This is a genomic window from Paeniglutamicibacter sp. MACA_103 (assembly GCF_045798555.1).
Lineage (GTDB): Bacteria > Actinomycetota > Actinomycetes > Actinomycetales > Micrococcaceae > Paeniglutamicibacter.
Genome location: NZ_JBIXLN010000004.1, coordinates 86,700 through 108,089 on the forward strand (window position 1 = coordinate 86,700; position 21,390 = coordinate 108,089).

The window sequence follows — 21,390 nt, forward strand, 5'->3', positions numbered from 1 at the left end:
CTACCTCGTTGTTGGAATAAGTCGTGCTCCGGGACTCTCACACATGCTCGGAGGCGGGACTTGAAAAGTGGTTGGGGGTCCCGGAAGGTGCAAGCACTTCGGGGTGTGGATCTTTAGGGGACCGGGCGACTGGTGCCGCGCGGCCCCCGCGGGACGTCGTACGGGAACTAGACTGCGGCGAGCGTGTGGCTCAGTGCCTCGACGATTGCCTCGGTGACGACCTCGGTGCCGGAGGATCCGCCGATGTCGCGGGTGAGGTGGCCGGCGCCGGTCGCCGCCTCGATGGCGGCCTCGACGCGGCGTGCCTCTTCGTGGAGGCCGAAGTGGTCCAGCATCAGGGCGGCGCTGGCGATCGCGCCGATCGGGTTGCTGATGCCCTGCCCGGCGATGTCCGGTGCGGTGCCGTGGACCGGTTCGAACATTGACGGGAAGCGGCGCTCCGGGTTCAGGTTGGCGCTGGCGGCCAGTCCCAGGCTGCCGGCCAGCGCCGAGCCCAGGTCCGAGAGGATGTCGGCGTTGAGGTTCGAGGCCACGACGACCGAGAGGTCCTCCGGGTTCAAGACGAACTTTGCGCTCATGGCGTCGACCAGCACGCTCTCGGTGCGAACGTCCGGGTAATCCAGTGCCACGCGGTTGAATGTCTCGTCCCAGAGCACCATGCCGTATTGCTGGGCGTTGGACTTGGTGACCGAGGAAACCTTCTTCACGGTGCGGGTGCGGGCGAGGTCGAAGGCGAAGCGGATGATGCGCTCGCAGCCCTTCTCGGTGAACAACGCGGTCTGCAGGGCGATCTCGTTGCCCGGGCCGCGGCCGGACAGGTTCCGCCCGCCCAGGCCCGCGTATTCGCCTTCGCTGTTTTCGCGCACGACGATCCAGTCGAGCTCGGTGTCATCGGCCTTGCGCAGCGGGGAAGTGACGCCTGTCAGGAACTTGACCGGGCGGATGTTGGCCCACTGGTCGAAGTTCTGCGTGATGTTCAGGCGAAGGCCCCAGAGGCTGATGTGGTCCGGAACGTTTTCCCAGCCGACGGCGCCGAAGTAGATCGAATCGAAGCCCTTCAGGGTCTCCAGGCCCTTGGGGTCCATCATGACACCGTGCTCGGCGTAGTATTCGCAGCCCCAGGGGAATTCGGTCCAGTTGAAGGCGAACTTGCCGTTGGACTGTTCGGCGACGGTGTCCAGCACGCGGCGTCCGGCGGCGACAACTTCCTTGCCGACTCCGTCTGCCGGGATCGATGCGATCTTGAAAATCTGGGTCTCACTCATGGGACAACTCCTAATTGAAAGTGCTCCGCATCACATGCGGTGTTGGGTTCAATTAGATCGGGCGTCATCAGATACGTCCAAGACTGAAATTGCATACGCCAAATAGGTAGAACCTATCCAATGTGGTCGATGCGGGATGCCGCATAGTCCCGGGCCACACCCAGGAAGGCTTTTGCTGCGGGTGTCAGGTTGGCCTGCCGGCTCAGGATCGCCACATGCAGTTCCGAGACCGGCTCGATGTGCACCACACGCAGGCCGGACTGCCGTGCCAGCGGTGCCCAGGAAAGCGGCATGACCGAATGGCCCACACCCGCCAGCACCAGCGGGAGCACCGAGGTGCGGTGCGCGACTTCGACGACGATCTCCACCTTGATTCCGCTGGCCAGGACGTTGTCGACCAATGAGCGCATGAGAGAGCCTCGTTGGGAAACCACCACCCGGTGACCATCCAGGTCCTGCGGAGAAATGACGTCGCGGTCCCCGAAATCATCTGCCTGCGGGTTGACTATCAGCACCAATGGCTGGCGCTCCAGTTGAAGGACATCGACGTCGGGGACCCGGATCGGCCGGTCCGATCCCAGTATGCCGACCTCGCTGCTTCCGTTGCGCACAGAGGACACCACATCATCCACCGTGAAGGCCGCATCCGTGCTCACCGTGATCGAAGGATGCAACCGGGCGTAGGTGGCGATCATCGTGGTCAGCGGTTCCACTCCCGGGGACGGCATGGCAATCAGTTCGAGCCGACCGCTGCGCACACCCTTCACATCCGCCATGGCCGACTGCGCAGCCTCCAGGTCCCTGACCACCAACCGCGCCGGTCCCACCAACGCCTTGCCCGCCTCGCTGAGCACAGCCCGGCGGCCCACGCGGTGGAACAACGGCACCCCAGCTTCCTGTTCCAGGGTCTTGATCGCTTGCGACAACGATGGCTGGGCGATGAGAAGTTTTTCGGCGGCCCGGTTGAACCCCTGATGGTCAACCACCGCCAGGAAATACCTCAATTGCCTGACATCCATTGGTGCTCCCCCCGGCCAAGACCCGCATCTGGGTTGGGCGGGTCAATTCCAACCATTATGTTCCCTGCGCACAGGTGTCCGTCTTTCATGACGGCGCCCGTGACCAGCGATTCCACGGATATCCGGCTGTTAGGCTGGCCGCATGGTGGATCAGATGCATCCGTTCCCGAGAGTCGCCGTGGGCGATGCCGTCATCTTCGTTGACCAAACGCGGCCCGTGGCAGTGGTGCGCGGGCCGGGCCTGCCCGATCATCCGGTGAGCTGGCCGGAGCTGGATATCGGTATCATTTCCCCCGAGATCTCGCTGCTCAGTGCCCCCGATGCGGCATGGGTAGTTTATGCCGGCTGCGCAGACGAGATCGGCCCAACGGCATTGGGTCCCCATGGGATCCAGGACATCACCGCTGTGCGGATCGGCGCCGACGGATCCGTCGGACACGTGGGGGCAAATAGGTCCCGCGTGCTGGGAGCAACCCGTCACGGATTATGGACAGCTCCGTTCGAGGTCTTGCCCATTGATGAAAGCTACTCCGGCGGTGAACTGCCCGAGGGTTGGGCCGCACCCATGGCGCTTGAAGTCCACATGCCCACCCAAGCAACGCGAAGGGTGGAATTCGACCGGCAGGTGGAATCCGTGGGCGACGAGGAGGCCGGGACGTCGTTCTTGGTGCAGCCCTCACCCCCGGTTGCGCACCGCGACAGCGATGGATTCTGTTTTGAATACCGACGGGCAACACTGGTTCTGCCCGTCGGTGCGGAATTGCCTGCACGGGTGCGGTTCAGGGACTTCGTGCCCCAAGGCTGGGGTGAGCTTGTCGAGGACCGTTGGGAAGACGAGCCATCCGCGTCGTCCGCCGATCCGGAGGACATCGACCTGGACGGGATTCCAGGGACCAGATGGAACCGGGCGGCGCCGACCGCGGCGCAGGAATTGGCTGCGGTCCACGGAATTACCGGACAGTTTGCCAACATGGAAGCGTATTGGCGCGACGCCAACGGGGAATCCTTCCCGATCGCGGACGGCGTCAGCGATGCGCGGGTGGACGTGGAGGGGCAGTGGCCACAGACCCGGGTCAGAATCTCCTTCCGGCATCCCTACTATCCCGGGGGCCGGCTCCGACGCTCGATCCGGGTCTTCGACGAGGCGGGCCGCATCATGATCCACGAGTACGCAGGCATTCACCTGATGGAGGACCTGGACACCAACGACCTCCCCGATATTGGCGAGGAGCACGGAAGCGTGCTCGAGATCTAGGGGCAGAAACGTCGATGCCACCCACGGGCCTGACGGTTGGCACCCGCCCGAGGGTGGGCGCCGAGAGCCTGCCGCGGCCGAAAGCAGTTGCCGCTCAGGCGAGTTCCGGCAACCGGGAGAGCAACTGGCGGGCTGCCGCGGTCGGGTCGTCCGCGTCGGTGATCGCGCGCACCACCACGATGCGCGAGGCACCCGCCTCGACGACCTGCTCCACGTTGCCCAGATCGATCCCTCCGATGGCGAACCACGGCTTGGCCGTTTCCAGGGAGGCGGCATGCGCCACCATTTCCAGTCCGACGGCCGCGCGCCCGGGCTTGGTGGGTGTGGCCCATAGCGGGCCGACGCAGAAGTAGTCGATGTCGGGGTCTGCCGCGGCCGCGGTGATCTGCGCAGGGTCGTGGCTGGAAAGCCCCACGGTGACGGAGGGGCCGAGCAGCGACCTGACGCCGGGCAGCGGCAGGTCCTTTTGGCCGACGTGGAACACCGGGGCTCCGGAGAGCATCGCCAGGTCCGCGCGGTCGTTCACCGACCACGACTTGCCGCATTCCTCGGCAACACCGCGCAGCACAAGGAGCAGTTCAAGTTCCTCGGCGGCGTCCAGGTTCTTGTCGCGCAGCTGGATGATGTCGACCCCTCCGGCATAGGCGGCGCGCAGGAAATCGGCGAAATCCCCACGCTCCTTCCGGGCATCGGTGCACAGGTACAGCCGCGCGGCGGCGAGGTCCGGGGCGGATAAGACGGGGGTCACTTCATCTTGGGTGGTGATCTGGCTCATGTCTCCTAGACTAGTTCAGTACCGCGGGAGCCAGGAAAGCTGGCTGAGAGGGCGCCGATTGCGCCGACCGACAGATGCCGCCTTCGAAACGAGGGTGGCGTGGAACCTGATCCGGCTAATACCGGCGTAGGGAAGGAGACCTCGATGGCGTGCACCGTGCCCGACCCCCTCATGTGCGATGTCGCCGTCATTGGCGGCGGAATCATCGGCCTGGGCATTGCCCTCGAAGCCCAGCGTGCCGGGCACCGCACCATGCTCATCGACCCGGATCCCGCCGCCGGCGCGACCTTTGCCGCCGCCGGCATGCTGGCCCCGGTCAGCGAACTGCACTACCAGGAAGAGGACCTGCTCTCCCTCACCCTGGCCTCGGCCGCCCGCTGGCCCGACTTTGCCCAAACCCTGGGCGCGGAGACCGGCCTGGACACCGGGTTCCGCACCAGCCCCACGCTGGCCCTCGGCGCAGATGCCGCCGACCGTGCCGCACTCGGCGACCTGCGTGAGGCGCAAGCCCGGCAGGGGCTCGGGGTCACCCGGCTGTCCACCCGCGAAGCACGGGAGCTCGAGCCGTTGCTGTCCCCGCACATTTCCGCCGCCCACCTGATCGAGATGGACCACCAGGTCGACCCCCGGGCCGTGGCACGGGCCATCATGGCGCGCCTGGAGGCCGTCGGAGCCGAACGCGACGCGGCGGCCCCGGGCCAGACCCTGGTGCGCTCCCGGGCAACCGCCCTGCTGCACGAAGACGCCGCGGATTCCGGCTCCCGGGTCACCGGGGTGCTGCTTGCCGACGGCACCGAGGTCCGTGCCCGCGAGACCGTTCTCGCCAACGGCCTGGGCGCCGCCGACTTCGGCGGGCTGCCCGATTCTCTGGTGCTTCCGCTGCGCCCGGTGTACGGGGACATCCTGCGGCTGCGCGTCCCCGAACACCTGCGCCCGCTTACCACTGCCACGCTGCGCGGGATGGTGCGCGGACTGCCGGTCTACGTGGTCCCGCGCGGGGATGACACGGTGGTCATCGGGGCGACCGCCCGCGAAGACGGCAACCCCGGGGTCAGCGCCGGGGGAGTGCACCAGCTGCTGCGCGATGCCCAGGTGCTGCTGCCCGCCGTCGCCGAGCTCGAGCTCATCGAAACCACGGCCCGCGCCCGCCCCGGCACGCCGGACAACGCGCCGCTGCTGGGGCGCGTGGCCTCGGGAGGCGGGACAGACGTTCCGGGGCTGCTGGTCGCCACCGGATTCTTCAGGCACGGCGTGCTGCTCACGCCGATCGCCGCCCACATCATCGTCGAGCTGATCGCCGGCCGCAGCAACCCCTCATGGGACCGCTTCCGACCCGACCGGTTTTCACCTGTACTGCAACCCAAGGAGTATGCATGAGCACCATCCAACTCAACGGAGCCCCCCGCCCGCTGGACGCCGGAACCACCCTGGCCCAGCTGGTCACCGCCGTCACCGGCCGCCAGCTGTTGCCCACCGGCAAGCCGGCCGACGGCGGACGCCTTGGCGTGGCCGTGGCCCGCAACTCGGGGATCGTCCCGCGCAGCCAGTGGTCGGCGACCGCGCTTGAGCAACATGACGACATCGAGATCGTCACCGCCGTCCAGGGCGGCTGACCACCAGCACCCACCGCACGTCCGCCCCACCGACTTGGAAGAAAGCGAAGGACCATGACGCAAACACTGACAGAAATCGACCCGCTGGTCATCGACGGCATCACCCTGGGCTCCCGGCTCATCATGGGCACCGGCGGCGCGCCGAGCCTGGACGGGCTGGGTGCCGCTCTGGTTGCCTCGGGCACCGAGCTGACCACGGTGGCCATGCGCCGCTACAGCGCGCCCGGCCCGGGATCCACCGGCGGCACCAACCTCTTTGACCTGCTTCTCGAGAACAACATCCGCGTGTTGCCCAACACCGCCGGGTGCTTCACCGCCCGCGAGGCGCTGATGACCGCCGAACTGGGCCGCGAGGCCCTGGAAACCGACTGGGTCAAGCTCGAGGTCATCGCCGACGAAAACACTCTGCTGCCCGACGCCGTCGAGCTGGTCGAGGCCACCGAGGCGCTGGTGGACCGCGGTTTCAAGGTCTTCGCCTACACCAACGACGATCCGGTGCTCGCCCTGCGACTGGAACAGCTCGGCGCCGCGGCCGTGATGCCGCTGGGCGCCCCCATCGGCACCGGACTCGGGATCCTGAACCCGCACAACATCGAATTGATCGTCTCCCGCGCCTCCGTCCCGGTCATCCTCGACGCCGGAATCGGCACGGCATCCGATGCGGCCCTGGCCATGGAGCTTGGGTGCGACGCGGTGCTGCTGGCCTCCGCCGTCACCCGCGCCCAGGACCCGGTCCGCATGGCCCAGGCCTTTAGACATGCGGTCATTGGTGGCAGACTGGCGGCACAAGCAGGGCGCATGCCCAGGCGCACACATGCCCTGGCATCCTCCGCCATGGAGGGACGCCCGGATCTCTGAACCGGAACCCGAAGGAGAGAACCATGCCCGCAAAAGACGTTCTGACCACCGAACAAGTCCAGGCGAACCTGCTGCAGCTGCCGCAATGGCGCTACGGACTCGGTGCCCTGCGCACCGCGCTGAAGTGCGAGTCCTCGGCCTCGGCCCTGGCGTTGTTCGCCACCATCGGCGCGTTGGCCCAGGAGGCCAACCACCACCCGGACATCGACTGGCGCTATGACACGTTGTTCATCACCCTGACCTCGCACGACGCGGGGAGCCGGGTGAGCGCACGGGATGCGGCGCTGGCCAGGTCGATTTCCGCCGAGGCACAGAACTCCGGTGCCACGGCCCGGCCGGACCTTTTGCGGGTCGTGGAGATCGCCATCGACACCGACGACGAGGACGCCATCTCGGAGACCTGGCGCACGGCGCTGGGCTACAAGCGGCAGAAGGACGGCAGCCTGGCCGACCCCTTCGGCCGCGGACCTGCCCTCTGGTTCCAGAAGACGGCCACGCCAAACGCCAACCGCTTCCACCTGGACATCACGGTGCCGCATAGCGAAAGCTCGGCCATCCTGGGCGCGCTGGACGCCACCGGCGCGGCGCTGGACCCGGAGTCCGCCCCCAGGTTCGTGGTGGCCACCGACGCGCAGGGAAACAGGCTGTGCCTCTGCACCGAGGAGGGTCGGGAAATCGACGGCTCGCCCTTGGGCGGCCTCTAGCCAAATAGTTTGAGGGCCGCTCCCGAAAGGGATTTTCGGGGGCGGCCAATCTTGTTCTGGGCGCAGACAATAAATCATTTGTTGTTGTCCCCTTAGGTTTATAAGGCAGGTTTCATTGAGTACAACGTTCGTCGAAAACAACATTGCATCGTTGCCGCCACTGGTGGAGCCGGGGCCGCCCCTGATCGCCGAGGAGCTCGAACGCTACTCCCGCCATGCCTTGATGCCGGAGATCGGGCTCGAGGGACAGCGAAGGCTGCGCAACGCCAAGGTGCTGGTCATCGGGGCCGGGGGCCTGGGCTCTCCGGCATTGCTGTATCTGGCCGCCGCCGGCGTGGGAACGCTGGGGATCGTGGACGATGACACCGTGGAGCTGAGCAACCTGCAGCGCCAGGTGATCCACGGGGTGCAAGACATCGGCCGCACCAAGCTGGAGTCAGCCCGCGACTCGGTTGCCGCCATCAACCCGGGCGTGGATGTCGTGTTGCACCCGGTGCGGCTGGATTCCTCCAACGTGCTGGAGATCTTCGCCGACTACGACGTCATCCTGGACGGTGCGGACAACTTCGCCACGCGCTACCTGGTCAACGACGCTGCCGCACTGCTGGGCAAGCCTTATGTGTGGGGTTCCATCCTGCGCTTCGACGGCCAGGTCAGCGTCTTCTGGGCAAAGCACGGCCCGAACTACCGAGACCTCTACCCGGAACCACCGGCGGCCGGAACCGTCCCCTCCTGCGCGGAGGGCGGGGTCTTCGGGATGCTGTGCGCCTCGATCGGGGCGATGATGGTCACCGAGGCCGTCAAGCTCATCACCGGGGTTGGCGAGACCCTTCTGGGCAGGCTGCTGGTCTTCGATGCGCTCGGCTCGCGCTGGCGCGAACTGCGCATCGCGAAGGACCCGGAGGCCGCCCCGATCACCGAACTCGTTGACTATGAGATCTTCTGCGGACTTGCCGCGGCCGGGGACCAAACTCCTGAGGACGACGCGTTGATTGGAGTCGATGAGCTGGCTGCCCGGCTGGCCAAGCGGGATACGGGGGAGGAAGACTTCGTGTTGCTCGACGTGCGCGAGCCGGTGGAATTCGAGATCTCACGCATTGAAGGGTCCGTGTTGGTTCCACTCGCCGGCATCAGGGACGGGTCCGCGCTGGCCGGGATCCCGCGCGGCGTGCCGCTGGTGCTGCACTGCAAGTCGGGCGTGCGTTCGGGGCAGGCGCTGGAAGCCCTGGCCGCAGCGGGCTACACCGACGTCGTCCACCTGGATGGCGGGATCGATGCCTGGTTGAATGCGGAAATCCGGGCGCGGACCTAGTCCGATTCCAGCTCGGCGCGCAGCACCGCAATGTGGTCGGTGATCTTGCGCAGTTCGCCCTGCGTCCACCGCCGGGCCTGCATGTCAAGCACGGCACGGGCCTGGATTTCCCCGACGCCCAGGAGTTTCGCCGCCGCGGCAATGGCCTCGTCATGGGTTTGCGTTGCTTCAATGGCAGTGAACAGTTCCGCCCGCCTGTCGATGGCTTGCACGATGGCTTCAAGGATCTGCAGCTCTGCGCGGGTGTTGTTGCGCGGGTCCATGTTGCCATCATGGCATGGGCGCATCGTCCCCACGCCCCCTGGCGCCGCGCCGCTGGCGGCTCTAAGGCGGGATGCGGGGGAGGAGGACTTCGTCCTCCTCGATGTGCGCGCGCCGGTCCGGTTACTGGTGTGCAGGTCGTGAGTTGAGGTGCACAGTCAGGGCATCCCTAAAAAATGTCGGTGGCCGTAGTGTGGATAGCGTGAACCACCGTCGGATGCGGACCAGAGTTGTTGAACTGCCCGTGCCCCCGGTTGGCAAGGGTGCAACCACTTCATCCTCAATGGAGGAAAACACCGCCGATTGTCTCCCGGTCACCGCGGCGGGCGGGCACGTGGTCAACATCGGGTGTCTCGCCGGGGCGCCGACCAAGATCGACATCGACGCCCTGTCCTGCCGCAACCTCACCGTGCACGGGGTCTTCTACGGGTTTGACGAGCGGGCCTGGGAACCGGGGAGAACTCCACCCGACTGCGCGGCGAGGTGTTGCCGGCGGTGGGACGCGGAGAGATCCGCCCGGTCATCGATAGCACGTTTGACAAGGAAAACCACGCCCAGGCCTCTGCCCGCCTGCTCTCCGGAGCTGCCCACGGCAAGATCGTGCTGGCCATCGGGTAGCAGCATCCGCAGACCGCTGATGTCCCCACGTTCCGGATTCATCGCCAGGAGACAACCATGAAACATGTACGCGCAGCCTCGGTGCTTGCAGCCGGGGTGGGGATCGCCTTCGTGCTGAGCTCATGCACCCCCGCCCCACCGCCCGGCCCGGCCCCCGCCACGCCCTCGCCGTCGGTCTCCGCATCCGGGACGGCCACCTCGGCACCGGCTCGGAGAGCGGCTCCGGAGGGCACTCCACGAGCCGTGGCCACGGACCTGCAGTCCCCGTGGTCGGTGGTGTTTCGCAACGGAACCCCATTGGTCAGCGAACGCGACACAGCTCGAATCCTTGAGCTCGCCGATGACGGGACCACGCGCACCGTGGGAACCGTCGACGGTGTGGAACACGGCGGCGAGGGCGGCCTCCTGGGCCTCGCGATTGATGAAAGCGATCGCCTGTACGTGTACTCGACCGGGGCTGGGGGCAACCGGATCCAACGTTTCACCCTGACCGGTGCGCCGGGGTCACTGGCCCTGGGCAACGCGGACACGATCATGGAGGGAATCCCCGCGGCGGGATTCCACAACGGCGGACGCCTGGCCTTTGGCCCGGACGGAATGCTCTACGCCACGGCGGGCGACGCCGGAGAGGGCAGCCGGGCGCAGGACCTGGACTTCCTGGGCGGCAAGATCCTGAGGATGACCGCCGACGGAGCGGTCCCGGAGGACAACCCCTGGCCCGGGTCCCTGGTTTACACCTATGGGCACCGCAACCCGCAAGGCTTGGCCTGGGCGGAAGACGGCACCATGTTCGCCACCGAATTCGGGCAAAACACCTGGGACGAACTGAACATCATCACCCCGGGTGCCAACTACGGCTGGCCAACGGTCGAAGGCATCGCCGACGGGCAGGGCTTCACGAACCCGGTGCAGCAGTGGGAGCCCGGCGTTGCCAGCCCCAGCGGCATGGTGCACGTCGACGGGACGTTGTTCATCGCGAACCTGCGCGGGTCGGTGCTGCGGGAGGTGCCGGTCGCCGATCCTTCCACCTCCACCGAGCACTACAACGGCGAGTTTGGCAGGATCCGGGACGTGGCTCTCTCCCCGGAGGGGGACCTGTGGTTCCTCACCAACAACACCGACGGTCGGGGCAACCCCGGTCCCGACGACGACCGCGTCATGGGCGTGGGCCTGGGAAGAGGATAAGGGGCCACCGATCCCTCGTGACGGGGGAACCCCAACCCGGAGACCAGAAACCGGGCCGGACCGTGAAGAGCTAGGCCAGCGTTGCCGCGTCGATCACGAAGCGGTAGTGCACATCCGAGGCGAGCACGCGTTCGTAGGCCTTGTTGATGTCTTCGGCCGCGATGACCTCGACCTCGGCGGCGATTTGGTGCTCGGCGCAGAAGTCAAGCATCTCCTGGGTCTCGCGGATGCCGCCGATCATGGAGCCGGCAAACGACCGCCGGCCGGTGATCAGCGAGAAGACGTTGACCGGCAGCGGTTCGGCCGGGGCGCCGACGTTGACCAGCGTGCCGTCAAGGGCCAGCAGCTGCAGGAAGGCGCTGATGTCGATGCCGGCACTGACGGTGTTGATGATCAGGTCGAAAGAGCCGGCGAGCACCTCGAACGTTTCGGGGTTTTCCGTGGCGAAGTAGTTATCGGCGCCGAGCTTCAGGCCGTCTTCCTGCTTCTTGAGCGTCCGCGACAGGACGGTGACCTCCGCGCCCATGGAGTGCGCAATCTTGACTGCCATGTGCCCGAGCCCCCCGAGCCCGATGACCGCTACCTTCTTGCCCGGGCCCGCACCCCAGTGGCGCAGCGGGGAGTAGGTGGTGATTCCGGCGCAGAGCAGCGGTGCGGCGACGTCGAGTTCGAGGGCCGCGGGGATGTTCGCCACGAAGTCCTCGTTGACCACCACGGCCGTGGCGTATCCGCCCTGGGTGATGGTCCCGTCGACGTCCGTGGCGCCATAGGTGCCGATGTTGCCTTTCAGGCAGTACTGCTCCTCGCCTGCCAGGCAGTGGACGCATTCGCGGCAGGAGTTGACCATGCAGCCGACACCCACGCGGTCGCCCACGGCGTGCCGGGTGACCGAGGAGCCGACCTCGGTGACGATTCCGGCAATCTCATGCCCCGGAACCAGCGGGTATTGCTGGGGGCCCCAATCCCCGCGGACGGTGTGGATGTCGGAGTGGCAGATCCCGGAGTACTTGATATTGATCAGCACATCGTGCTCTCCGACTTCACGGCGATCGATGCGGGTGGGAACGAGGTCTTCCGTTGCGGACGGTGCGGCGTAGGCGTTGATCTCAAACATGGTTCTCCGTATGGCGATGGGAAGTTTTTCACTGCGGGAGGGACCCGGTACACACCGTTAGGTGCGCCGATCCGTCCGCGTCAATCAAATCATCAGGTGTGCGGGCCGCGGGAGGCCCTGTCGATACATGTACTGGCAGGGCACCCCTGGCCGTTCCGGTGATCCGCGAATTCCCGGTGCCGCGGCCGTCCGGGAGAACCGTTCAAGAGGCATGCCTCACGGTACGGCGTGCCCGGGCCGGTGAACCTTCCGGGGGAACCGGACGGCCCCGGCGATTTGCGCTTCCGGCCCAGGTGAAGGGCCCGGAATGTCGATCCGGAGACCCGAAGCAAAGTGATTGGACGCGCCCGGTCCCATGGTCTAGCGTCAAGTTCATGTCGAAGGCCGAAGCACCAACGAAAAACCAGAACCCGCTGCTCGTGCTGGGCAAGATCAGCGCCATCCTCGATTCGTTCTCGCTTCGCCAGCCGGTGCTGACCCTGGCGGACATCCGGGTGGCCACCGGGATGCCGACCTCCACGGTGCAGCGACTGGTGGCCAACCTGGTTGGCCAGGGATTCCTGGACCGGGACGGCGATGCCTTCCGCATCGGCATGAAGATGGCCTACTGGGCTGCCCCCGCCACGCGGGGCAAGGAAATCCTGGACGTGATCAGCCCGCTGCTGGCGGAGCTGCGGGACACCACGGGCGAGACCGCCTGCCTGTTCCGCGCCGAGGAGCAGTACCGGGTCTGCGTCGGAATGGCCGAAACCAAGCACGCGCTGCGCCGTGAAATGCACCTCGGGAAGCTTGCGCCGCTTCACGCGGGGTCGGCCGGGCGGGTGCTGCTGGCCTGGAACCCGGACCTCCTGGCGATGGTGTTGGACGCCCCCCTGGAGCATTTCACCGGCGCAACCATCACGAGCGCGGCGGATCTTCGCGACGTGATTTCCCGGACGCGCGCGGACGGCTTTGCGATCACCACCGGGGAGCGGGAGAGCGGCGCCTCCGGTCTCTCGGCCCCGGTGTTCGACGCGGCGGCGGGCCTGGTCGCGGCGGTGACCATCAGCGGCCCGACCATGCGCATGCCCCGCTCGGTGTGCGAAGGGTGGATCGAGCCGTTGTTGGAGACCGCGGAGCGCATGACACGCCTGATCGGCGGCCGGTTCCCCGGGGAGGCCGCGGCCCCGCGCAGCTAGTCGGCCGGCTGCCGCAGCGCGGCCTGGACCTCCAGGCCGGCACGGACCATGGCCTCCGGCGCGGAGGCCACCATCACATCGGCGAAGAAGTCGCGGGCCTGCCCCAGGTCCTCGCCAACCGATCCCACCACCGCAAAGACCGGCACGTGCGGTGCCATGGCAGCCACCCGCCCCAGGATCACCGAGATGATCTTCCCGCCCATGGACTGCCCATCGAGCCGTCCCTCGCCCACCACCACGGCGGTGGAACCGGCCAGGTGCCGGTCGAAGTCGAGAGCATCGAGCACGAAGTCGGCACCGGAGACCAGTTCCGCCCCGAAGTGCGCCCACATGCCGCCGGCAAAGCCGCCCGCGGCCCCGGTTCCCGGGACCCCGGAAGGGTCGCGGGGGAAGGTGCGCGCCTGCGCCCGAAGCCTCGCCGCCAGCAGCTCGACGGTGGCCGGGTCCGCGCCCTTTTGCGGGCCGAAAATCCTGGCGGCATCCAGGAATTTCGTCGTGACGTCGGAGAGCACGATGATTTCGGCACCCTGCAGGCCGCCGGCCTCCTCGATGGCGCGCACCGCGCCGGTCCCGCCGTCGCTTGTGGCCGAACCGCCGGCCGCGACCAGGATGCGCCGGGCACCGCGGGCGACGGCCTCGACGACCAGCTGGCCGGTGCCGTAGGTGTCGGCGGTGAGGGGGTCGCGGTCCCCGTCGTGGGGCACATGCAACCCGGAGGCCTGCGCCAGCTCGACGACGGCGGTGTCACCGGCCAGGCCCAGGGTCGCGGTGACCGGTGCGCCCCAGGGATTGAGGACCACCACCTCCAGCGGCACGGCGTCCAGCCCGGCGCAGAGCGCGTCGAAGGTTCCCTCGCCGCCGTCGGCCACCGGGATGCCCACGGCCGTGCCGCCGGCGCGCCTGACACCCGTGGCGATGTGACGGGCAACCTCGGCGGCGCTGTAGGTTCCCTTGAAGCTGTCCGGGACGATCAGCACGCTCATGCGTAGACCTCCGGATTCACCGGGTGCGCGGGAACCTGGCCGGCGGCAATGGCGATGGCGTTCAGGGCGCTCAGCCGCGCCATTTCGGCGCGCACCGGCACCGTGGCGCTGCCCACGTGCGGCAGCAGGACGGTGTTGGGCAGCTGCGCCAGCCCTTCTGCCAGCAGCGGCTCGTTCTCGAACACATCCAGCCCGGCGCCGGCGATCTGCCCCGTGGACAGGGCGTGGACCAGCGCCTCCTCATCGACGATGGGACCGCGGGCCGTGTTGATGAGGATGGCAGAGGGCTTCATCCGCTGCAGCACCGCGGCGTCCACCAGATGCCGGGTGTCCTGGTTCAACGGCACGTGCAGGGACAGGTAGTCGCTGGACGCCACGAGCTCGTCCCAGGGAACCTGGCGCACCTTGCCGGCGAACTCGCCCAGCTCCGCGGCTCCCACGATCCTGTCGCCCGGCGGGCGTGGGGCAAAGAGCACTTCCATCCCGAATCCCAGCGCCCGGCGGGCCGTGGCCCGGGCGATGCGCCCGAACCCGGCAAGTCCCAGGGTGCGTCCCGAGACGTCGGAGCCGAGCAGGAGCTCGGGTTCCCATCCGGTGAAGCGTCCCTCGCGGACCAGCCGGTCCGCCTCGATGACGCGCCGCGCGGTGCCCAGGATCAGCAGCATGGCGATGTCCGCGGTGGCGTCGGTGAGCACGCCGGGGGTGTTGGCCACCGCGATGCCGTGCCGGGTGGCGGCCGCAACGTCGATGTTGTTGTATCCGACGGCGTAGTTGGAGATTCCCCTGACCCGCGCCCGGGCCAGCAGCGGAGCATCGATCACATCGCGCAGCTGGGTGAGCACCACGTCGAAGTCCCCGCTGGCGCACAGCGCATCGAGTTCCGCATAGTTGGGCGGTGCATCCAGGACGGTCAGCTCCCCGGCCGCGGCCAGCAATGACGGCGCGGGCTCCGGCAGGGGCGTGGTCAGCAGGATCCGTGCCCCCACTACAGGGAACCCTCGCACGCAGGGACCCGGTCCGAGGCGATGACCCACTCGAAGGCCGCGGCATTGGACCGCGCCCCCTGGGCCGACTTCGAGCGGTTGGGTTCGCCCAGTTCACCCAGCAGCTCCTCGGAGAGTTCCACCAGGCCGGCGAAGGCCTGCGGGTCCAGCCACTCGGGGCGGGTGGCAAAGAGGATGTCCTCGCTGGAGGTGTTTCCGCTGGCCCCGGGGGCAAAGGGGCAGCCGCCCAGCCCGCCGAGGGCCCCGTCCACCACACCGGCCCCGGCGCCGATGGCCGCGAGCGTGTTGGCCACGCCCAGGCCCCAGGTGTCGTGGCCGTGGTAGACGATGCGCCGTGCCGGGGTCTCGTCGCGGACCCGACCGATGAGGCTGGCCACCTGTGCGGGGACCGCCTGGCCCAGGGTGTCGCAAATGACGATGTCGCAGGTGCCTTCGGCGCGCGGGTCGTTGGCGATGTCGAGGACCCGCTGCTCGGGGACCTGCCCGTCGAAGGGGCAGGTGAAGGAGGTGGCGATGCAGAGCTGGATGCGGCCGTCCACGGCGCGGGCGTACTCGATGGCCTGCGGCAGGGCGGCGAGGCTGGCCTCGGTGCTCCGTCCGATGTTCGCCTGGTTGTGGGCGTCGGAGGCGGAGAGGCAGTACTGGAAGTTGCGGATGCCGGCCGCCGCTGCCTTGGCGACGTGCCCGGGGGTGGCGACCCAGATCCAGCACTTCTCCAGTTCCTCGGCGGTCAATGCCGCGGCGACCTCCAGGGTGTTGGCCATGGGCGGGACCAGGTCCGCCCGGGCCATGGAGCCCAGCTCGATTTCCGGCACGCCCAGGCGGATCAGTTCGCGCACGGTTTCCACCTTCCGTTCGGTGGAAAGCATCTTTCCGGTCAGCTGCAGGCCGTCGCGCAGGGTCACGTCGCGCAGCACGGCGCGGGGTTCAAGGGTGTGGTTCATGCCGGGGTCCTCTCGGGGTTTGATGCTGCGGTGATCTCGTCGGCGTCCATGCCCAGCAGGCCGCCGAGCACCTCCTGCGTGTGTTCGCCGAGGTCCGGGCCGAGGGTGCGGATCGGCAGCGAGGTGCCGCCGATGACCGGGACGATGCCGGGGAACCCGACGCCCTCGAGGATCTCCTCGCCCGTGGAGACGTCGAAGGACTGGATCATGTTGCGGGCGGCGTATTGCGGTTCGTTGACGATGTCTTCGGCGGTGTAGATGGGCCCGGCGGGGACGCCGGCGGCGTCGAGCATCCCAAGCGCCTCGGCCGAAGGCAGCGTTGCCGTCCACACGCCGATGGCCGCGTCGAGCTCGATGCGCCGTTCCCAACGCTCGGCGTTGGATTGCAGGGACGGGTCGCTGCCCAGGTCCGGGCGCCCGATGGTCTCCATGTAGCGGCGGAAGATCGCATCCCCGTTGCCGGCCACCACGATGCTGGCACCGTCCTTGCAGACGTAGGCGTTGGACGGGGCGATCCCCTCCATGCGTCCGCCCACCCGGCTGCGCCTGTCTCCGTAGGCGCCGAGGTCGGGGATGAGTGACTCCATCATGGAGAACATGGCCTCGTGCAGGGCCACGTCGATGACGCGTTCGCCCAGGGGCACCTTCACTGCGGTGCCGCGGCGGGTTTCGCGTTGGAACAGCGACATGACCGAACCGAAGGCCGCATACAGACCGGCGATCGAATCGCCGATCGATACGCCCACGCGCACCGGGGCGCGGTCCGGGTCCCCGACGAGGTTGCGGAATCCGCTGAAGGCCTCGGCGACAGCCGCGAATCCGGGGCGTTCGGAAAGCGGGCCGGTCTGGCCGAAGGCCGAGATCCGGGTGATCACCAGGTCGGGGTTGGCCGCATTGAGGACCTCGGGGCCCAGGCCCCACTTCTCCAGGGTTCCGGGACGGAAGTTCTCCAGCAGGATGTCGCACTGCTTGACCAGGTCCAGGACGGCCGCTCGTCCGGCGTCGCTGCGCAAGTCCAGCACCACGGACTTCTTGTTGCGGTTGATTGTCCGGTAGAGCATGGACACGCTGCCCTTTTTCAGCCGCCAGTTGCGCAGCTCGTCGCCGGTGCCTGGGCGCTCGACCTTGATGACCTCGGCGCCGAAATCGGCCAGCAGGCGTCCGGCGGTCGGCGCGGCAATGTAGTTTCCGAGTTCCAGGACCCGGACTCCGGCCAGTGGGGCAATAACTTTTTCAGGCAATGGGGGGACTTCCTTGGGTGTGGCGGTGGCTAGATGAAGATGGACAGGACCAGGACAACGAGCATGGCGACTACCGAGGCGACCGAGACTCCCACGGTGACGGATTTGAGGGCGCCGCGAACGGTTTGCCCCAGCAGTGACTGCAAGAGCCAGAAGGTGTTCGAAGTGACATGGACCATGAACAGGGAGCCGGCCCCGGCGGCCAGGGCAATGAGCACCGGGTCGATCCCCAGCGCTGGTGCGATCGGTGCGAGCAGGCCAGCGGCGGTGATGGCGGAAAGGGTCACGGACCCCACGGCGATGTGAAGGACCGCGGCAATGGCCCAGACCACCAACAACGGGGCCACGGGGCTGGCGGTGAAGAATCCGCCCAGGATGTCGCCGAGTCCCGCAGCTGCGACGGTTGCCGCCAGGGATCCGCCCACGCCGGTGAGCAGCAGGATCTGGCCGCTTTCCTTGAAGCCCGACGAGATAGCGTTTTCCACTGCCTTCTGGCCCACGGTGTATCGGCCCACGATGGAGGTGCCGATCAAGCCGATCAGCAGTGCGACCACGGGATTGCCCAACAGCTCCAGGCCAGCGATCTTCAGGTCGAGGATTTCGACCAGTGCGCCACCGGCGATCAGGACCAGTGACAGCAGCAAGGGGGAGAAAAGCAGGAGCAGGGGTGCTTCGCGCTTTACTTCATCCACAACAGTTGCCAGCGCCGGGGATCCTTCCTGCAGCGTGCCAGCCGAGCCGGCCTCCATGGAAACGCCGTAGGCGTCCGGCCCATGGGATGCGCCCGTCTTGGCCCGGGGGAAGTCCTCTTCCTCGAAGAGGTTCTGCTCGTCGCGATCCGACTTCCAGAATCCACGCTTGAACAGGAACGTCATGATGGCGATGGAGACGATGACGGTGGGAACGACGACGAGGAAGCCGAAGACCAGCATCTTGCCCAAGGGAACCCCGAGCAATCCGGCCAGGGCCAGGGAGCCGACGCCGGGAACCATGAAGATGATGCCGCACTCGAGTCCGATGGCCATGGCCGTGGCCATGCGGGCGGTTCCCAGCTTGCCGATTTTCGGTGACATGCGGCGGGCCAGAGGCGCGGAAATCACCAGCAGGACGTCGAGGAAAATCGACTGAAGCGCCGTGCCCATGGCCAGGGCCATGGTGTAGGGGAGGCGCTCCGGGCCGAAGACCCGCAGGAGGTGCTCAACCAGCCGCCGGATGGCGCCCGTCTCGTTCAGGATCGATCCCATGAGAACGCCGAAGGCAATCAGCAACCCCACCTCGACCATGATCTCGCCGAAGCCGCCGGTGATGGTTTCAATGGTCTTGGTGACCCCAAGGCCCGTCGACAATCCCAGATAGAGCGATCCAAGGACCAAAGAGATGACGGGATTGACCTTGAATCTAACAATCAGCAGCACGGTGGCGAGGACGGCCACGGCGGTGTTGATCAGAATCGCAGTTTCTGACATGAATTGATCCGATCTTGAGGGCGGGAGGACTGCGCGCATCGTGATGTGCGCCACTTCGTTCGGCCCATACTATGGGTTTAAGCTCACCATGTAAACATTTTGGAGTTTAGGTGTCGATGGATCGGGTCCCGACGTGTGCCATGGCCCCGGCTGAATGCTGCCCGACCCCGGAAAGCCACGAGGTTTCCGCTGCACCCAAGCACCCGAAATGCGTCACAGACAACCGGAAGTCGGCGCGTCTACAATGTCTTAGGCGCCGGAACACTCACTGCACCAAGCCGGCGGCCCGGGGCGGGCATCCAAGGATGAATGCCGACCCCTGCACAACCCCCTCCAGGAGATCCCCCCTATGCAGCGCACCATGTTCAAGTCCAAGATCCACCGCGCCACCGTCACCCATGCGGACCTGCACTACGTCGGGTCCATCACCATCGACGCCGACCTGCTGGACGCCGCGGACATCCTGCCCGGAGAGCTGGTCTCGATCGTCGATGTCACCAACGGCGCCCGGCTGGAGACGTACACGATCGCGGGGGAGCGCGGTTCCGGTGTCATCGGCATCAACGGTGCCGCTGCCCACCTGGTCAACGTCGGGGACCTGGTCATCATCATCACCTACGCCTCCATGAACAATGCCGAGGCCCGGTCCTACAAGCCCTCGGTGGTGCACGTCGATGAACGCAACGCCATCCTCGCGCTGGGATCCAACCCGGCCGAGGCGCTCGCCGACGGCCTGGAAACGCCGCCGTTCGCCATATTCGCCGACGCGTGAGAATCCGCCAAGTCGTTCCCTGAACGACAAAAGCGGCATGATGGAACCATGGAGAACACCGCCGCACGCCCCTGGACCAAGAACTACCAGCCGGGCGTCCCGGCCGAGATCGAGCTCCCCACCGAATCGCTGAGTGCGATGTTCGAGCGCTCCGTCGCCGAGGCCGGGGAGAGTCCCGCCACCGAGTTCTTCGGGAAGCGCACCAGCTACCGCGAACTGGGCGAACAGGTGGAACGTGCGGCCGAGGGGTTGCGCAACCTCGGCGTGCGGGCCGGGGACCGGGTCGCGCTGATCCTGCCCAACTGCCCGCAGCACGTCATTGCGTTCTACGCGGTGCTGCGCCTGGGCGCGGTGGTCGTCGAACACAACCCGCTGTACACCTCCCGCGAACTGCGCCACCAATTCGAGGACCACCAGGCCCGCATCGTCATCGCCTGGGACAAGGCCGCCGATTCCGTGCGCCAGTTCCCGCAGGACATGCGCATCGACACCGTCATCTCGGTCAACCTGCTCGAGGCGTTCCCCGCAGTGAAGCGCCTGGCACTGAACCTGCCGCTGAAAAAGCTGCGCGCCTCCAAGACCGCACTGACCGCGGCGGCACCAGGGACCATGCCCTGGAAGGACCTGCTCAAGGCCGAGCGGCTCGATGCCGCCCACTCGCGCCCGGCCGTGGAAGACCTGGCGGTCATCCAGTACACCTCCGGGACCACGGGCAACCCCAAGGGCGCCATGCTCACCCACTTCAACCTGTATGCCAACGCGCTGCAGGGCGAGGCGTGGATGGCAGGGGCCCAGGAACGCAAGGAGATCCTCTACGCGATCCTGCCGATGTTCCACGCCTTCGGCATGACCCTCTACCTGACCTTCGGCGTGAAGAAGCAGGGCCTGCTGGTGCTTTTCCCGAAGTTCGACCCGGACCTGGTCCTGGCGGCGATGAAGAAGTCCCCGGCCACCGTGTACTGCGCCGTGCCGCCGATCTATGAGCGCACCGCGATGGCCGCGAAGGAAAAGGGCGTTTCGCTGCGCTCGGCGAAGTACTGCATCTCCGGGGCCATGAACCTGCCCGATTCCGTGGTCGAGCTCTGGGAATCGCTCTCCGGCGGCCTGCTGGTCGAGGGCTACGGCATGACCGAATCCTCCCCGGTGGCACTGGGCAACCCGTTCCACCCGACCCGGCGCACCGGCACCATCGGGGTGCCGTTCCCCTCCACCCTGATGAAGGTCGTGGACCTGGATGACCCGGCGACCGAGGTGGCCCAAGGGGAACCGGGCGAGCTGCTGCTCAAGGGACCGCAGGTGTTCGCCGGCTACTGGAACAACCCGGAGGAGACCGCCAAGTCGCTCACCGCTGACGGCTGGCTGCGCACCGGGGACGTCGTGACGGTGGACGCCGACGGCTTCACCACGATCGTTGACCGGGCCAAGGAACTGATCATCACCGGCGGCTTCAACGTCTCGCCCACCGAGGTCGAGTCGGTGCTGCGCGCGCACCCCGACGTGCGCGATGCGGCGGCCTTCGGCAAGCCGCTGGAGCGCGGCGGGGAAATGGTGGTTGCCGCGGTGGAGCTCGAGCCCGGGACGGTGCTGGACGAGGACGCGCTGCGCGAGCACTGCCGCACCCAGCTGGCCGGCTACAAGGTGCCCAAGCGGATCGTGGCCATCGATCAGATGCCGCGCTCGCTGCTCGGCAAGATCCTGCGCAAGCAGGTCCGGGAGCAGGTCAACCCCGGCTTGTAGGGGCCGTTGGCGCGCCCGCACGGGCAATCGCAAACGGCGACGCCCCGGTGCGGAGCTCGGCCGGGGCCGGGTCCCGCACCGGGGCG

General features: G+C 67.3%; 21 protein-coding genes and 1 riboswitch. Of the genes, 11 read left to right on the forward strand and 10 right to left on the reverse strand.

From position 1 onward, the window contains the following. Positions 1–167: 167 nt before the first annotated feature. Entirely contained in the window at positions 168–1,265 is a 1,098-nt protein-coding gene (locus ACIPVK_RS03120) for a tartrate dehydrogenase (RefSeq protein ID WP_407610522.1), read from the reverse strand. 113 nt (positions 1,266–1,378) lie between these two features. Next, on the reverse strand, positions 1,379–2,284 hold the full coding sequence (locus tag ACIPVK_RS03125) for a LysR family transcriptional regulator (protein WP_407610523.1): 906 nt from the start codon (positions 2,282–2,284) through the stop codon (positions 1,379–1,381). Positions 2,285–2,426: 142 nt separating this feature from the next. Between ACIPVK_RS03125 and ACIPVK_RS03130 the strand changes: the two genes are divergently transcribed. Beyond that, positions 2,427–3,539, forward strand: coding sequence for a hypothetical protein (locus tag ACIPVK_RS03130; RefSeq protein WP_407610524.1), 1,113 nt, complete (start codon positions 2,427–2,429; stop codon positions 3,537–3,539). A 94-nt stretch (positions 3,540–3,633) separates the two neighbouring features. On the opposite strand, the gene thiE is transcribed toward ACIPVK_RS03130, so the two are convergent. After that, the gene (gene thiE, locus ACIPVK_RS03135; RefSeq protein ID WP_407610525.1) at positions 3,634–4,314 is read right to left on the reverse strand and encodes a thiamine phosphate synthase; all 681 of its coding nucleotides are present in this window, start codon (positions 4,312–4,314) and stop codon (positions 3,634–3,636) included. A gap of 14 nt (positions 4,315–4,328) precedes the next feature. After that, a riboswitch (TPP riboswitch) is annotated at positions 4,329–4,464 on the forward strand. Between thiE and thiO the strand changes: the two genes are divergently transcribed. The 5 genes from thiO to moeB all read left to right on the forward strand — a co-directional run bounded on the left by thiO (position 4,459) and on the right by moeB (position 8,801). Next, positions 4,459–5,691, forward strand: a complete 1,233-nt coding sequence (gene thiO, locus ACIPVK_RS03140) for a glycine oxidase ThiO (protein ID WP_407610526.1) — start codon at positions 4,459–4,461, stop codon at positions 5,689–5,691. Its footprint overlaps the riboswitch before it by 6 nt. Then, positions 5,688–5,927 (forward strand): sulfur carrier protein ThiS, encoded by a 240-nt coding sequence (gene thiS / locus ACIPVK_RS03145; protein WP_407610527.1) that lies wholly within the window; start codon positions 5,688–5,690, stop codon positions 5,925–5,927. The genes thiO and thiS overlap by 4 nt, the downstream gene beginning before the upstream one ends. 54 nt (positions 5,928–5,981) lie before the next feature. After that, complete coding sequence (locus ACIPVK_RS03150; protein ID WP_407610528.1) at positions 5,982–6,785, forward strand: thiazole synthase; 804 nt, start codon at positions 5,982–5,984, stop codon at positions 6,783–6,785. A 23-nt stretch (positions 6,786–6,808) separates the two neighbouring features. Further along, entirely contained in the window at positions 6,809–7,489 is a 681-nt protein-coding gene (locus ACIPVK_RS03155; RefSeq protein ID WP_407610529.1) for a 4a-hydroxytetrahydrobiopterin dehydratase, read from the forward strand. A 115-nt stretch (positions 7,490–7,604) separates the two neighbouring features. Further along, positions 7,605–8,801, forward strand: a complete 1,197-nt coding sequence (moeB, locus tag ACIPVK_RS03160; protein ID WP_407610530.1) for a molybdopterin-synthase adenylyltransferase MoeB — start codon at positions 7,605–7,607, stop codon at positions 8,799–8,801. On the opposite strand, the gene ACIPVK_RS03165 is transcribed toward moeB, so the two are convergent. Then, positions 8,798–9,064: a DNA gyrase subunit A gene (locus ACIPVK_RS03165; RefSeq protein ID WP_407610531.1), complete on the reverse strand. Its 267-nt coding sequence runs from the start codon at positions 9,062–9,064 to the stop codon at positions 8,798–8,800. The genes moeB and ACIPVK_RS03165 overlap by 4 nt on opposite strands. A 481-nt stretch (positions 9,065–9,545) precedes the next feature. Between ACIPVK_RS03165 and ACIPVK_RS03170 the strand changes: the two genes are divergently transcribed. Both ACIPVK_RS03170 and ACIPVK_RS03175 read left to right on the forward strand, forming a co-directional pair. Next, positions 9,546–9,680, forward strand: a complete 135-nt coding sequence (locus ACIPVK_RS03170) for a zinc-binding dehydrogenase (protein WP_407610532.1) — start codon at positions 9,546–9,548, stop codon at positions 9,678–9,680. Positions 9,681–9,737: 57 nt separating this feature from the next. Then, positions 9,738–10,865 (forward strand): PQQ-dependent sugar dehydrogenase, encoded by a 1,128-nt coding sequence (locus tag ACIPVK_RS03175; protein WP_407610533.1) that lies wholly within the window; start codon positions 9,738–9,740, stop codon positions 10,863–10,865. A 70-nt stretch (positions 10,866–10,935) separates the two neighbouring features. On the opposite strand, the gene ACIPVK_RS03180 is transcribed toward ACIPVK_RS03175, so the two are convergent. Continuing rightward, entirely contained in the window at positions 10,936–11,979 is a 1,044-nt protein-coding gene (locus ACIPVK_RS03180; RefSeq protein ID WP_407610534.1) for an NAD(P)-dependent alcohol dehydrogenase, read from the reverse strand. A gap of 374 nt (positions 11,980–12,353) precedes the next feature. On the opposite strand from ACIPVK_RS03180, the gene ACIPVK_RS03185 reads away from it, so the two are divergent. Further along, the gene (locus tag ACIPVK_RS03185) at positions 12,354–13,157 is read left to right on the forward strand and encodes an IclR family transcriptional regulator (RefSeq protein ID WP_407610535.1); all 804 of its coding nucleotides are present in this window, start codon (positions 12,354–12,356) and stop codon (positions 13,155–13,157) included. Here ACIPVK_RS03185 and ACIPVK_RS03190 read toward each other — a convergent pair. From ACIPVK_RS03190 to ACIPVK_RS03210, 5 genes are read right to left on the reverse strand one after another with little or no spacing between them, the layout of a single operon-like run. After that, positions 13,154–14,140 (reverse strand): glycerate kinase, encoded by a 987-nt coding sequence (locus tag ACIPVK_RS03190; protein WP_407610536.1) that lies wholly within the window; start codon positions 14,138–14,140, stop codon positions 13,154–13,156. The two genes, ACIPVK_RS03185 and ACIPVK_RS03190, sit on opposite strands and share 4 nt — an antisense overlap. Then, positions 14,137–15,126: a 2-hydroxyacid dehydrogenase gene (locus ACIPVK_RS03195; RefSeq protein ID WP_407610537.1), complete on the reverse strand. Its 990-nt coding sequence runs from the start codon at positions 15,124–15,126 to the stop codon at positions 14,137–14,139. Before ACIPVK_RS03195 ends, ACIPVK_RS03190 begins: the two co-directional genes overlap by 4 nt. Then, positions 15,126–16,088 carry a hydroxymethylglutaryl-CoA lyase gene (locus tag ACIPVK_RS03200; RefSeq protein WP_407610538.1) on the reverse strand — a complete coding sequence of 321 codons (963 nt, stop codon included), beginning with the start codon at positions 16,086–16,088 and terminating at the stop codon, positions 15,126–15,128. Before ACIPVK_RS03200 ends, ACIPVK_RS03195 begins: the two co-directional genes overlap by 1 nt. Further along, a complete protein-coding gene (locus ACIPVK_RS03205) occupies positions 16,085–17,329 on the reverse strand; it encodes a CaiB/BaiF CoA transferase family protein (protein WP_407610539.1) in 1,245 nt (414 codons plus the stop codon). Before ACIPVK_RS03205 ends, ACIPVK_RS03200 begins: the two co-directional genes overlap by 4 nt. 29 nt (positions 17,330–17,358) lie before the next feature. Then, entirely contained in the window at positions 17,359–18,795 is a 1,437-nt protein-coding gene (locus tag ACIPVK_RS03210) for a GntP family permease (protein ID WP_407610540.1), read from the reverse strand. 349 nt (positions 18,796–19,144) lie between these two features. On the opposite strand from ACIPVK_RS03210, the gene panD reads away from it, so the two are divergent. Together panD and ACIPVK_RS03220 are read left to right on the forward strand one after the other, a co-directional pair. Beyond that, positions 19,145–19,567, forward strand: a complete 423-nt coding sequence (panD, locus tag ACIPVK_RS03215; protein ID WP_407610541.1) for an aspartate 1-decarboxylase — start codon at positions 19,145–19,147, stop codon at positions 19,565–19,567. A 48-nt stretch (positions 19,568–19,615) separates the two neighbouring features. Beyond that, the gene (locus ACIPVK_RS03220) at positions 19,616–21,304 is read left to right on the forward strand and encodes a long-chain-fatty-acid--CoA ligase (RefSeq protein WP_407610542.1); all 1,689 of its coding nucleotides are present in this window, start codon (positions 19,616–19,618) and stop codon (positions 21,302–21,304) included. Positions 21,305–21,390: the final 86 nt, after the last annotated feature.